9 protein-coding genes are annotated in these 13,885 nt (G+C 56.0%); all 9 read right to left on the reverse strand.

Annotated features, from left to right (window positions below; genetic code table 11):
* Positions 1-38: 38 nt before the first annotated feature.
* Positions 39-1,121 (reverse strand): hypothetical protein, encoded by a 1,083-nt coding sequence (locus ACYZTM_RS14545; protein ID WP_461989028.1) that lies wholly within the window; start codon positions 1,119-1,121, stop codon positions 39-41.
* Between the two features lie 234 nt (positions 1,122-1,355).
* Entirely contained in the window at positions 1,356-2,099 is a 744-nt protein-coding gene (locus ACYZTM_RS14550) for a hypothetical protein (RefSeq protein WP_461989029.1), read from the reverse strand.
* Between the two features lie 2 nt (positions 2,100-2,101).
* On the reverse strand, positions 2,102-5,161 hold the full coding sequence (locus tag ACYZTM_RS14555; RefSeq protein ID WP_461989030.1) for a peptidoglycan DD-metalloendopeptidase family protein: 3,060 nt from the start codon (positions 5,159-5,161) through the stop codon (positions 2,102-2,104).
* A 23-nt stretch (positions 5,162-5,184) separates the two neighbouring features.
* A complete protein-coding gene (locus tag ACYZTM_RS14560; protein WP_461977889.1) occupies positions 5,185-5,622 on the reverse strand; it encodes a hypothetical protein in 438 nt (145 codons plus the stop codon).
* A gap of 27 nt (positions 5,623-5,649) precedes the next feature.
* Positions 5,650-7,686: a type VI secretion system Vgr family protein gene (locus ACYZTM_RS14565; protein WP_461989031.1), complete on the reverse strand. Its 2,037-nt coding sequence runs from the start codon at positions 7,684-7,686 to the stop codon at positions 5,650-5,652.
* Between the two features lie 28 nt (positions 7,687-7,714).
* Positions 7,715-8,731: a serine/threonine-protein kinase gene (locus ACYZTM_RS14570; protein WP_165557500.1), complete on the reverse strand. Its 1,017-nt coding sequence runs from the start codon at positions 8,729-8,731 to the stop codon at positions 7,715-7,717.
* A complete protein-coding gene (locus tag ACYZTM_RS14575; RefSeq protein ID WP_131062479.1) occupies positions 8,728-9,456 on the reverse strand; it encodes a PP2C family protein-serine/threonine phosphatase in 729 nt (242 codons plus the stop codon). The genes ACYZTM_RS14570 and ACYZTM_RS14575 overlap by 4 nt, the downstream gene beginning before the upstream one ends.
* Positions 9,456-12,995, reverse strand: a complete 3,540-nt coding sequence (gene tssM / locus ACYZTM_RS14580; protein ID WP_461989032.1) for a type VI secretion system membrane subunit TssM — start codon at positions 12,993-12,995, stop codon at positions 9,456-9,458. Before tssM ends, ACYZTM_RS14575 begins: the two co-directional genes overlap by 1 nt.
* 13 nt (positions 12,996-13,008) lie before the next feature.
* Positions 13,009-13,884 carry a type IVB secretion system protein IcmH/DotU gene (gene icmH, locus ACYZTM_RS14585; protein WP_131062481.1) on the reverse strand — a complete coding sequence of 292 codons (876 nt, stop codon included), beginning with the start codon at positions 13,882-13,884 and terminating at the stop codon, positions 13,009-13,011.
* Position 13,885: the final 1 nt, after the last annotated feature.

The raw sequence follows: 13,885 nt of genomic DNA on the forward strand, positions 1-13,885 counted from the left end.
AAGCTCCAATTTTTTATTCGTCACAGCCTGCCCGCCCATTAGTCCACCGCTCCTTTACTGCGCTCAGCCACTCGATCAGGAATCTTCGATCCCTTGCCCGCGCCGGTCATCAACGAGGCATACCGCTTGTAAGCCTGCGCCGCCCGCACTTTATCTTTCACGCCCCAGTAACTATCCGCGAGGTTCAGATAGGTCACTGTTCTGCCGGGGTTTCTGGCAATAACCGCGCTCAACAACACAATGGACTCATCGTAATAGCCGGACTCACCCAATAGAAAACCGACGTCGTTAGACCAGCCTGGCGATTGAGCGAAGTCATACTTCTGCGCGATGTAGCTGTACGGATAGCAATGGCCTTCGCCGCCATCCATCAAAAAATTCGCCATAACCCTCGAAACGGCCTCAGTCTCCCCTCTTCGATACAGCGCCAGCGCCTGGTCGAACTGGTACGCGATATCCGACATCATCAGTTTTTTGTAGCCCTCGGCGGGTCGCTTAACGTGAAGGTCATGCAACTGCTCAAACACCTTGCGCCCATCGAAAGACCTCAACGAGGCTTCACCGATCATGCTTATCGGTACTTCCTCAACACTGACTACCGAGCGATCACAGGACTCGTTGTTGGTTACCTGCGCCACGCTCCTCAGCTCAAACTGTTTTGAGTTTTTGTTGTAGCGAAACACCAGATTGAAGTTGTAAACGCCGTTATCTTCTTCGTTACTGACAAGCACAAGCGCGTCCCCAGCTTCAGCGGAAGACTGCTTGACTGATACGGGCTCCCCTTGCACATCGACAACCGTAAGCACGCCCGCCGGACTGTTGATCACGTTGACGCTGAAACCTTCACTCATGGCCGCTGAATATCGGCTTTTGATTAACGGTAAAGCGTTGGAAGTATCCAGCAAAATGTCGTCACTGGCCCCTTGCTCAGGCGCGATCAGCAGGCGGCGATAAGCCTCATCGGTATCACCGGTCAGCACAAACACATTTTGACGTGATGCATCACTCATTAAATTGACCGGAATCCTCTTGATAACCTGCGGAGTAGCGAGCGCAGACGAAAGCGGCAGAGTGACATAGCACGCTAACGCGCTAACAAAGCACAAGAAAAAGCGATTCACTGTCTTCAATCCTCAATTTAATCGGGTGAAATACCAGGGATAAAACAACAGCATGAGGTGAAAAGAGCAAGGATTTATTTATCGATAGCTAACTACCTCATAAATAAATCTGTCCATTTTACGAAATTAGCGCGATATAAAATCGCGTTGAGTAAAGGAAAGGGGGTGAATTTATTTTTGCTGAACATCACTCACCAAAAAAAATAGGCGCCCCTTTTCTATCTAATATCAAGGTTATTTCAACAAAGCTTTCAAACCTTCATGATCATAGCGTGTAAACGCTTTTTCAATTCCCTTCGCCGCCACTTCTAAATACTGAGGAGACTTCAAATCACTCGCCTTATATACAGAAAATATTGTGCCAGAGTTGAACTGATGACGGATGCTGCCTTGCGTAACAGCAACTGATGGAGATTTAGACACCAAATCGTCCTGAGATTTATAGGTTCTCACCAAATGGATGTCCTTGTACTGAGCCTCATCCACATTCAAAGCCACCGCTGGAGTCTTAGTCAAAGACTCTATTGAAACTTTTCCCGCAGCATTCTTCCACTCGTCAGAGAACTCATAAATCGACTCCTCATAATCCTCGACGAGCGGTCTGTTAAGGTCACAAACAGCTTTGTTGATGAGAACACCGTTTCTGTCATTACGAATATTTGCATATATGCAATCGACAACGACATTGTCTCCTTGCCTACTCAGTGTAAAGTACGCTTCAAACGGGGTGCTTGACGCCAGGTTTTCATAGTGCAAAGCTTTAGCGCCATTAAAGTCAACGAAGTCCCTGGTAACTTCTCCTTTATCACCAATGACACCTTCAATAGTTTTGCTTCCGCCCGACCAGCTAACTTTCAGGCTCTGAGTCGCTTTATCTACTTCATAAACATCGCCCGCAGGGACTTTTGCTTTTTCAGCAGCAGATACGGTAAACGAGAGGCCAATGAACAACAACGCAAACAGGTTTTTCTTTTTCATTCTTATCGAGTCTCCGGCGCTACGGATGTAGCTCTCAAAATAGCTTCAAATTTAGTGGCATAACTCGCGATCAGAACTTTCTGATCAGAACCGTTGATAACTTTACGAGCGCCTTGATAATCTTTGGTGGTGTTATTTACATAGGTGCCCAATTTTTGATTGGTAAAAATGCCCTCTTTCATGCCCCAAATCATAATGGGTACTGAATTTTTAAACCCAGCGGCCTCTTCAGGACTTCCAACAAAATCTATCCCGAAATAATCTTTGGCTTTCTGATAGTTGTTTTTCCATGTCAAATGCACCAAGCCACGTCCGCGGTATTTAAAACCGTCACCCTGGACGGTGTTTCCATTACCTACCGCTCTCTCCCTATGCGCAGCACTAGTTGCAAGAACGGGATCATATTTGTCGAAATAACTAACCGGCCCGATCTCCGGGGCAGCGCTAAAGTACTCGGCAATAGTGTAGTTATATGCTTCATGCCTAGCCGTTGCGAACATATATGACAATTCATATATCGTCAGCATTTCTCTATTTTTATCAACGTATATATTTATATTTTTTACAATTTCCCTGAGATTATCCTTCGATTTTGCTGAAAGTGCGGGAGATTCAGCTTGGAAAGACGCGTGCTGTTCGGCATACATTGCAACGAATCGCTCTACATCGATGTATACGGATTGACTCATGAAATTATCAAGCAACGCTATCGGATGAAAATGCCAAATCAAGCTAGAACTGATAGCCGCCTTTCCCGCGAGCTCATCCCAAAAAACATACTTGGTAATACGCTCTTTTTCGTGCTTCAACGTCTTCGGGGAGGTTTCCAATAGCTGATCCAGCTTGCTCCACTTTGCAGAGTCCGCTTTGTCCTTCCACTCGGTCGGATGATGAGCGATCAGCTTCGACCACCGTGAACGCGTTTCAGCATTTTTTAACGCATTCGCGAGCTCCGCCGAATCGACTTGACCGTCGTGGTTTGTGTCAATTTTGGCGAACAAATCTTTGAAGAACTGCGGCATGTCTTGGGGATCAAGGAAACCATCCGCCGTAGCGTTTGTTTCTTCAACAATCTGGAACCCCAGTTTTTCCCAGTCGTGCTGGGTGATGATTTTCGCCCCTGCTTTTTTTACCAGTCCGCTGACGGGTTGACCGTCGTCGGTGATGCTAACGCTGTACCAGTCTTCTGTACCGACCTTGATCACTTGGGCCTTCCCTACGTCGACGGCGTGGTCAAGCTTTAGCGGAGTCGTGCCGGTCGCCGGGGCTACTTTCTTGAGCTCTGTTCCGGTCGGCAATTGAAGGTACTGCTTACCTGTTTTAAGGCCAGCGAGGTTTTTGAGGAAATCTTTCACTTCCGACTCGGCGGTGAATATTTCGACGTGAACCTGAAACTTGCTGTCCGACGCTCCTTGCTCGCTAGTGAGATTATCCGTCTGCCCCAGGTATCCAATCGGATCGCCAGCCTTGATGCCAGTACTGGTTGATACAACGTTATCAAAGTCCGTAGGAGTCACCGTCTCCCACTGCACATACTGACTTGCTGGATCGTTTTCGACGATCGTCCAGAATGTCGGTGGTGCATTCCCTGTTGGCTGCCATACGCCGCCAGACACCAGTGTGCATAAGGCCATGCGCCGCAATTTGTTGCCAACCACAAGGTTAACGACTTCTTTGCTATTGAACTCGATAACACTATTAACTGCCAACTCCAGGCCACCATCGACGGGTGCACCGGCAGGCTGTCCGTTTGTTGGATTCGCAGGATTCTGATGTAGTGGCAGCCGTTTTGACGCCCTAGCTTTAACCTTTCCTTGCCAGTAATTTGGCCTTGCGCGTTCTGGTATGGCGTCTGCCGACCAAATACGATGATGTTGGGAGTTTTTGTATGGCTCGCCATCCTTCAAATAGGCGAACCAAATTTCAGTTCCTACGGCGCGAACTTTTTGCGAACCAGCCTTCACGCTGCCGGAAAGAATTTTGCCTTTAGCGTAGGTGATGTTGTTGACGTCCTTCTGCTCTAGGACTTCAAGCTTGGTGCCGTTAGTCACTTTACCGGGAGAGGTTATGTCGCTCGATAAAGGCGCCTCGTCATAAGCCTTGAAATCCCCGACCTTCATGGTCACCTTCGGTTTTGGCGTTTCATCCGGGGATAGCGGATAGCGTTTATAAGGTAGCAAATGCATATACAGACTGTAGAAATTCAGCTTGTTTTGCTTACCTTTATTCGGCCCTTCTTCCGGGTTTGGCGCCGACTTATATTCATGGCGCACTAGGCAGAAGGAGTTGGAGTACTTCAGTTTTATCTCGTTGTCTCCGAAGGTCGATTCCAGATAATCCTCATTCAGGCGATAAGCAACGACTTCGCCATCGGCCATGCAGCGTATCGGCTCATTTAGGACGCATTGTGGGGCACTTGCATCGCTGATGTGAATGCCGCCATGCCAGAATCTATTGCTACCCAATAGGTAATGCCCTGATTTTTCGCTCTCAAGCGCTTTGTAAACATCTTCTGCATCAGTGAACTGCTTACCATCAGCCCTTCGGAATGGGTATTGAAAGTTCATGAGTGGTGAAGGCCCTTCATTAGGTGAAGAGGCCGGAGCCGCAGCAGGACTTGCGGCTGCTTCCTGTTGGCTCCACCACACTTCAGGGCTAATGAGGTTCCCATTGGGACCCTTCATTTGATAATGGACATGACGTGGATATTGGGTCACACCATTCGGCCCTTTCCCCCCCATTGTTCCGATCTCGTCACCTGCAGCAACGGTTGCTCCCTGACTTACCATGTGACTGCTTGTATGCAAAATCTCATGACTGTTGCCGTCCGCATCTTTTATTTTTATCGTGCCATAGTTCCCACCAGTAAATGTGACTGTGCCTGCAATTGGCGCATAAACTTTTGGATTCTGCAAATTGATGCCATTTTGGCCACCAATATAATTAAAGTCTGTCCCTCCATGAGGGCCACTCGCACGTTGCTCGCCATAGACACCCGTTATATGAGGCTGGTGGCCATCAACCGGGGGCAGAACACGGAGCATCACTTCATTGAAAGACATATAACTTCCTTTTTAAATTTCTATCAAAGCGAGTAATCTTGAACTTCATCCAAAAACCAACACAATTCCAACTTAAATGTATAGAAAACCTGGTAATCGGTATCTGGCTTTTCAATTTTTATTTTTGCAATACCGTTGGACGCCTCTAGAACTTTGACTTCAAGACCGTCAGCAGTTCGTTTCTCTTTCCCAGGAACTATAGGGAACTTCAGATTTTCTTTTTCCAAAAAAACTATTTTTTGCTCTGGCTCAGGCTCGGCGTCTACCGTTATTAATTTTTTCAAGGGGGTATGAGTAAACTCCCGCTGCACCGAAGAGCTCTCCAAATAAGCAGCTAAAAAAGCTGAAAAGTCCTTCGATGGGCATGAACTTACATCAGCTCCGCCTGCAATCGCACTGCTTGAAAAAAGCCCTAGCGCGGATATAACAAGTGCGAGAGTGATGCGCAATTGACAGTTCATAAGCAGATCCTTTAGTTGAATTACTAATCACTCAGAAAACACAAAAAAGGCCTTCGGTTTAACCTTCCCAGGCACCACATTCCCCAACGCCTGATCCATCAAACTCCCCGCCTTATCCTTATCCGCAGCCCCCGGCAACACTGGCGGCTTGATACCTATCCCTGTCCCCGAGCCCGCCGAACCACCCGCATTAATCTTCACCACCGGCCCAACAACCGTCACCCCACCGCCATCCAGCTTGATAAAGCTCCCACCCCCCAAAATGGTCAACTCGGTGCCAGCCTCAATAACAATCTTCGCCCCAGCTTTCAGATGAATCTCTTTCCCGACACTCGTCAGCTGAGCAGTCCCCAGCTTCACATGCTGGTTCTGCCCAATCGTCAGGTGATCATCCAGCCGCGTTTCAACCTTGCGGTCGGCAATCGTGGTGCGATGCTCTTCCGCCTTCAGCTCGGTGTAGGTGTTCTTCACCACCGTATCGTGGCGTTCATTACCCACGCGAATCTTCTGATCATGCTCAATGTTTTCATCCCAATCCCGCTGGGCATGAATAAAGATCTGCTCCGCACCCTTCTTGTCTTCAATCCGCAGTTCATTAAACCCCCCGCCCCCCGGTGAGCTGAGGGTTTTGAACACGGTGCGAGTCTTGTTCGCCGGCAATTCGTAGGGAACCTGGTTTTCCTTGTGATACAGGCACCCGGTCACCAACGGCTGATCGGGATCCCCTTCAAGGAACGTGACCAGCACTTCCATCCCGATACGCGGAATGACGATTGCGCCATACCGATCCCCGGCCCAACTCGAAGACACGCGCATCCAGCAGCTGGTTTTATCGTCGGCCTGCCCTTCGCGGTCCCAGTGGAATTGCACTTTGATGCGGCCGTATTGGTCGCAGTGAATCTCTTCGCCTTTGGGGCCGGTGACCATGGCGGTCTGGCTGCCGAGGACGCGGGGTTTGGGGTGTTGCAGCGCGGGGCGGTAGAACACGTTCCACGGGGTGGCGAGGAAGCGGTTGCGGTAGCCCTGGTGGAAGTCGTCTTTGTTGTCGGTGGTGTCGCTGGTCACGGACTCTTCGAGGACTTGCGGTTGTTTGCCTTCGTGGACGATTTCGGTGAGCAGCCAGAGGTCGTTCCACTCGGTGCGCGGGTGGTCGGACATTTCCAGGAAGTGGCCGCTGATCAGCTTGGTCTGGTCGCCGTGGCCTTCGGCTTGCTGGTAGTCGGCGCGGTGGCGTTCGAGGGCGCGTTGGCTGAGGAATTTGCCGCGCGCGCGGTCGAGGAAGCGACCGGGGTAGTCGTAGTCTTCCAGATCCGGTTCGGTGCTTTCGCCGTCGGGTTTGTAGGCGGCTTCGAGTTGCAGACGTGGTTTTTCGAAGTCGTAGTCGCGGCGGGTGACGCGGCCGGTGCGGGTTTCGAGGCGCAGTTTGAAGCCCTTGATCACCGGTTCGTCGGCGACCATGCCGCTACCTTGCACGTAGGCCGTCGGCTGGCCGAGCTTCGGGAACACGGTCTGGTCGTCGCCGAACACTAGCAGGTGGGCTTTTTCGCTGTGCTGGAAGTGGTAGTGAATGCCTTCCTCTTCGCACAGGCGCTGGACGAAATGCAGGTCGGTTTCGTCGTATTGCACGCAGTAGTCGCGGTCCGGGCACGGGGTGCTCAGCTGGAAGCGGTAGGCGTTGCCTTTGATGCCGTGTTCTTCGAGGATCAACGCGATGATTTTCGGCGCCGACATCTGCTGGTAGATGCGCTGGTTGGTGCGGTGATGCAGGTATTGCAGTTGCGGCACCAGGGAGACTTTGTAGCGGGTCAGGCGCTTGCCGGCATCGCCTTGGGCGACGCGGTAGATCTGGCCGTGGATGCCGGAGCCTTGCGGATCGAACGCCAGGAACGCCTGTTTGTGCAGGAGTTTTTCCAGGTCCAGATCGGGGTTTTCGCTGACCAGTTCGAGGTCGAAGCGATACGGCTGGCTGATGCCTTCGGTGCCGGTGAACGACAGCACTTGCAGGTCGCCCACGTAGTCTTCGACGGTGAGGCTGAAGTGGGTTTCGTTAGACGGGTTGAACATTGCTTGCTCCCTGTTCGGTAGTCATCCGTTACGCCCGCAGTCGCAGGCGTTGCAGCAAAGACGAAGTGGCGCCCAAGGCGTCACGCAGTTGGGCGGCGGTGATGGTGCGCTTGGCCGCATCGAAAGCCAGCGCCGTTCGCAGGGCTGGCCAGCAGTGTTTCGGTAGATTCGGGGGTGCGTGCAGTTCGCGGTCGAGGTGCGCGTCGCGGGCCTCAATCGACGACAAGCGGCGGAACGGGTGTTTGCCGCCCGCCAGTTCGTAGAGCACGCAGGCCACGCCATACACATCGGCGCTGGCCGACAGCGGTTGGCCTTCGAGCAGTTCCGCGGCGGCGTAGCCCGGGGTCCAGGCGTTGAAGCGGTCGCGGCTCAGGTGTGGCAGGCCGGGAAGGATGCCCTCTTCGGCTTGACCTAGGCCGAAGTCGAACAGGCGCACGCCTTCTTCGCTGAGCATCACGTTGCTCGGCTTCATGTCACCGTGCAGCACGCCGCGAGCGTGGGCGTAAGCCAGCGCATCGAGCAGCGGCAGCGCGATGTCGCGCAATTCTTTCCACGGCAGGCCCAGGGGCCGCTCGCAGAGCAGTTTGTCCAGGGTCAGCCCACGCATGAGTTCCATGGTGATGAAGGCGCGCTGGCAGTCGGTGTCCACTTCAAAGGTGTGCGGTCGCAGCACGTTGTCGTGGCGCAGTCGTCGGGTCAGGGCGAACTCGCTGTAGAGCAAGGCGCTGGCATCCGGCGATTCGGCAAATTCTTCGCTGAGGATTTTCAGCGCGATGTAAGGGTCGGGATCGCCGAACTGTTCGCTCAGCAAGTCCCGTGCTCGGTAAACCGCGCCCATGCCGCCGGCACCGAGCAGACGCTCGATGCGGTAACGGCCTGCGAGCACGTCGGGCATTTCGCCGACGCTGGCCTTGGTCGGCGCCAGCGCGGGTTCTGCTTTATGCGGCTTTCCGTTTAGAGACGGGGCAAACGCAAAGTAAGTCAGGTTACTGGCCTCTTCGTCGGTCACCAGCAGGTCGTCGAGCGGCGGCATGAGTTGGGTCATTGTCGGATCACCACGGCAGTCAGGTTGTCCCGGGCCGAGCCACGCAGGGCGCCGTCGAACAGACGCTCCAACGCAACGTGCGGCGCGGTCAGGCTCAGGGCATTGCCCAAGGCATCGCTGCTGAGCCCTTGGTACAAACCGTCGCTGCACAACAGAAACGTATCGCCGGGGTAAACCTCGAGTTCGAGCACGTCCAGCGTCAGCACATCGGCGGCCCCGACCGCACGGGTCAGGGCATGGGCCGACGGATGCGCACGGGCGTCTTCGATGCTCATGTTTTGCTCGTCGATCAGTTGCTGTTGCAGCGAATGGTCCTTGGACAGCTGATACAAACGCTGGCCACGCCACAGGTAGCAACGGCTGTCGCCGGCCCAGATGCAGGCCGCGCGATTGCCCTCCACCAGCAGCGCCACCACGGTGCTGCCCATGATGCTGTCGTGGCGCCCGGCGGTGACGGTCAACTCCTGACCCAAGCGGCGATTCAACCAGTGCAGGCACTGGCGAATACCCTTAAGTCGTTCGTCGAAGCCGTCCTGCACCGGCAATTCCGCCAGGCTGGCGACGATCAACTGGCTGGCGATGTCGCCACCCTGATGACCGCCCATGCCGTCCGCGACCACCCACAGCCCCTGCTGTGGACAGTCGAGAAAAGCATCTTCGTTGCGCGCCCGAACCTTGCCCGGATCGGTACGCGCAGCGCTGCGCCAAGGACTGGCTACCAGCATCAGAGCTGCACCGGCATACGGAAGGTGCGCAGCACGCCCATGTCGAACGGGTTCGGCGTGCGCTGGCTGCTGAGCAGGTAATTGGCGCGCAGGCCGCCTACGTCAGCTTTCAGCACCAGCACGTCGCGACCGCTCAGGTACTCGGTCTGCATCAGGTCGAACAGACGGAACAGCGACCAAGGGCCGGTGTTCTTTTCGATACCGATCGGGCGGCCGGCCATTTTGTCGAGGACCAGGCTGGTGCGACCGTCTTCAGCATCGGTCGGCCATTTGAACGACACCGGCACGATCGGGCCGTGACGGTATTCGATTGTTTTGTCGCCAAACTTGAACTCGGAACGGCTGACGGCCGGGTCGAGGGTGTACGGCTCCAGTTTGAACTGCACTTGCGGCTCGGCCGGGTTGATCGAGAAGAAGCTCTGGCGGATCACTTGGGCGGCGGCCATCTGGTCGAGGTAGACCTTGGAGATCGGCATGCTGTGACCGTCAATGGTGCGCAGGCGGTAGTTGCCTGGATCGCCACTGACGAACGGACGCATGTAGGTCTCGAAGAAGCGATCGTTGATGCCCTGCGCCTTGAAGAACTCGCGGAAGTCGCTGATCGCGACGTCGCTGGTGCTGTGGGCGCTGAACGGGTAACGCTTGTTGATCGCCTTGCCGTAGAAGCTGTACAACTCGCTCTGATAACGCTGGTTCAGGTACTGGTAGGAATCGTTCAGCACCAGACGCCAGGTGTCTTCGGCCAAGACGTTGAACCACACGCTGACCGGACGTGGCAGACGGTTGGAGGCATTGCGCAGGGCGCTCAGCGCATCACGCTGGCCGCTCATTCGGGTCTTGGCCATTTCGAACGCGGCCTGATCCGGGGAACTGGCACGCGCCAGGCTCGCCAGTTGCAGTTGCAGGTCATTGAGCGCCGCGAGTGCCGGGGTCAAATCAGCGGCCGGGCCGTTGTTGTCATCCAGCAGACGGTGCAGCGGCTCGAAACGACGTTGCAGGGATTTCTTCGCGGTGTCTGGCAGGTTCTTGGTCGCGGCCATGTTCGAGGCCTGGTCCGCTGCGGCAGACGCCAGTTTGCCCAGCTTGCCCAACTTGCCTTTCTGGTCTGCCAGCGCTCCAGCAGCATCAGCCGCTTGGTCAACCGGTTCGGCTTCTGCCGGGAAACGGGTGTTCTCGCGCACTTCGACCAGCAGTTGCAGCACCGGGGAATTGGCGGAAGTCAGGCCCGCCAGTTGCTCGGCACCCTCGCCCGCATCGTTGATCGGTGGCAAGGCAACCTGGCCGACCGCTTCACTCCAGAAGTTGGCGTAGTCGCGGAAGTACAGTTGCTCCAGTTCGACCATCAGGCGACGCAAGTCCATGCCGCTGATGCCCGCGCCCTCGCCCAGCACCCAGTTGTCACGCAGGATGTCGGTGACCAGCGCACTGCCCTGGACCGAGAAATACTGCTGATAGCCCTGTTGGGTGTAGAAGCCTGGGATCACGTAATCGGTGCCGACAAACAACGAAGCCTGTGGGCCCATGTGTTGGCTCAAACGGTATTCCGGCAGGTTGCGGGCCTGCTCGCGCAGCATGCGGTAAACCACGTTGGCCAGCGACTCGCTGCGCAGCACCTGACGCGCCTGCGCCACCAGTTGATCGTTCAGCGGGTAGATAAATGGCTGCTTGAGCAAGCGCTCGAAGTGCGTGTTCAAACCGTTCTGCACCGCGGTGTTGCCGGCGTAACGCTGGGACCAGTCAGTGGCGACCCAATCCTTGAGCCACGCCGCATCGCGACGATCCTTCATGTTCAGCATCAGGTACGCGCGCAGGCTGTTGAGCAGGCGTTCGCGGTCCTTCATGTTGGCGCGGATCTGTCCTTCCAGCAGCGTTGCGACCTTCGGCAGCAGTTGCGCTTCGAGCTCACGCTCGTATGCGTCCTTGACCACCGGATTGACCTCTTCGCCCTGGTACAGGCCGCCACGTTCGTGGTACGACACGTCACCTTTTTTCGGGAAGACTTGAGTCGCCGCGTAGCTGGTGTCGAGGGTCTTGAGCACCGCCATGGAATCATCACGCGCGGTCAGGGCCGAGCGTTGCTGCGTCCAGTTGGTGGCCAGGTTGCGCAGGTTTTCCAGACGCTCGTAGTTGGCGGAGAAACCGCCCGCCCACAGCATGCCGAACAGCGCCAGTGCCGCCAAAGCGCCGACGTACAAGGCGCGCTGGCCCCAATGGATGCGGCTGCGTTCGCGCTTGTCCAGACCGGCCAGATCGGCTTCCGGGAAGATCACGCGACTGAGCAAGTGGTGAATGAAGCGCGAACGCCCGCTGCGCAAGGTCGGCAGCATGCCGGCGTTCATGCCCAGATTGGCACCAATGTTGGCGGTGGTCTGGTCCATCTCTTGAGTCAGGTGCGGTGCGCTGGTCAGGTAGAAACCGCGCAACTGGCTGACACGCTGGTAGCGGTTGCCGGTGAACGCCATGTCCACGAACAGGCACAGGCGCTCGCCGATCTGTCCCAGTTGATGCGGGAAGTCGAGGATGCGGCCACGGCGCTGGGTGTCGCGCTCCTGGTGCATGCGCATGATGACCTGGCTGTTCAGGCGGCGCAGCAGCTCCTCGAACTCGGCGCGCAGGACGGCGACGTCGGTGCCGCTCTGCTCTTTGCGGAAGCTGGTGCCGAGCACCTGATCGCTTTCTTCGCGGGTCAGTTGATCGAAGAACTCGTCGAACCCGAGCAGCTTGTCAGCCTTGCTCAGCACCAGATAAATCGGCACATCGACGTGCAGTTTTTGATGCACATCTTGCAGACGCGCGCGCACCTGGCGAGCCAGGGTGTCGAGGTCTTGTTCATTGTTGCCCAGCAGTAATTCAACCGGGATGGTCACCAGCACGCCGTTCAACGGACGGTTGCGACGACGCTTGCGCAGCAGGTCAAGCAAGGTGCTCCAGGCGCTGCCATCGACTTCGGCGTCCGGCTGGGTCAGGTAGCGCCCGGCGGTGTCGATCAGCACACCGTGGTCGGCGAAATACCAGTCGCAATGACGGGTGCCGAGGGTGTCGCGGGTCAGCTTGCGGTCGATCTTGTTGATCGGAAACTCAAGGCCCGAGAAGTCCAGCAGGCTGGTCTTGCCGCTGCCCTGCGGGCCGATCAGCAAGTACCACGGCAAGTCGCTGCGCCAGCGCTCGCTGCGACCGCGATACAGGCTCGAGGTCTTCAGGGTTTTCAACGCATCCTTGAAACGTACGCGAAGTTCTTTCTGCTCTTCGTCGATCAGCTCTTCACGGCGAATGCGGTCCTGGCCGTCTTCCGTGTCTTCGATGGCTTTCTTGCGTACGCCAGCGCGCCAGCTGACGAAGACCATGGTCAGGCCCCAGATCAGGAACAGCACACTGATGGTCAGCAAGCGGGAGGTCGAACCTTCCCAGAACTTGTAGTCATCAACGGCCAGCAGCGGCCCGGCGAACCACACCAGCAGCGCGACAAACAGCACCACCAGCAAGGTCCAGACCCAGGTCTTGCGCAAGAATGCGCCGACTTTCTTGAAAAACTTTTTCATCACACGTCCCTGTTTACGGCTGCGACGGCGGCTGGACCGCGGCCGGATCTAGCTGCTGAAAAGGTTGCAGAACGGTTTCGCGTTGCTCGCCCAAGACCCAGGCGAAACCCGAATACATCACCACCAGGCAGACCACGGTGAACAGCACCACCATCCACGCCGGCACGATGCGCACCAGGCTGCGGCGCTGATCGTTCAAGCCTTCCCAGTGCGGCGAAAGCTCGCGAGGCACGTCGCCGCGCAACTGACGAATCTGGCGATACAAGGCGTCGCGGATGCCTTCGAGCTCGAGCATGCCGCGGGCTTGAACCCGGTACTTGCCTTCGAAGCCCAGCGACAGGCACAGGTACATCAGCTCCAGCATCGGCAGGTGCTTGACCGGGTTTTTCGACAGACGATCCAGCAGCTGGAAGAACTTCTCGCCACCGAAGGTTTCGTTGTGGAAGCTGCTGAGCAGGCTCATCTGCGACCACTCGCTTTCGTTGCCCCACGGCGTGGTCACGACGGCTTCATCGACCACGGTGCAGAGCACGTAACGCGCGGCCATCACCTGGCTGCTTTCGGCGCCGTTGTGCAGCGCCCGCACTTCAAACAGTTTCAGCCCGGCGGTCAGTCGCTCGTTGAGCGCGTACATGTCTTCGCGGGTATCGCTGTGCTTGAGCCGCACCACTTCCGACAACAGATCGGACGCAGCGGCCACCAGCGAATTGAGGCTGATGTTGAAGGATTCCGCCGGGCGCAAGCGTGCGGCGTAAATCATCCGTTCTTCAAGCTGCTCGAAACGTGGCGGTGCGGCGAAATCTGTCAGCGGGCTCGAAGCAGGGCCGTGGCCCTGGCGGTCGAGCAGGACGGTTTTGTCGTCCTGGTTATGTTCCATGTCCTTGATCATG

The organism is Pseudomonas sp. MDT2-39-1 (genome assembly GCF_054898085.1).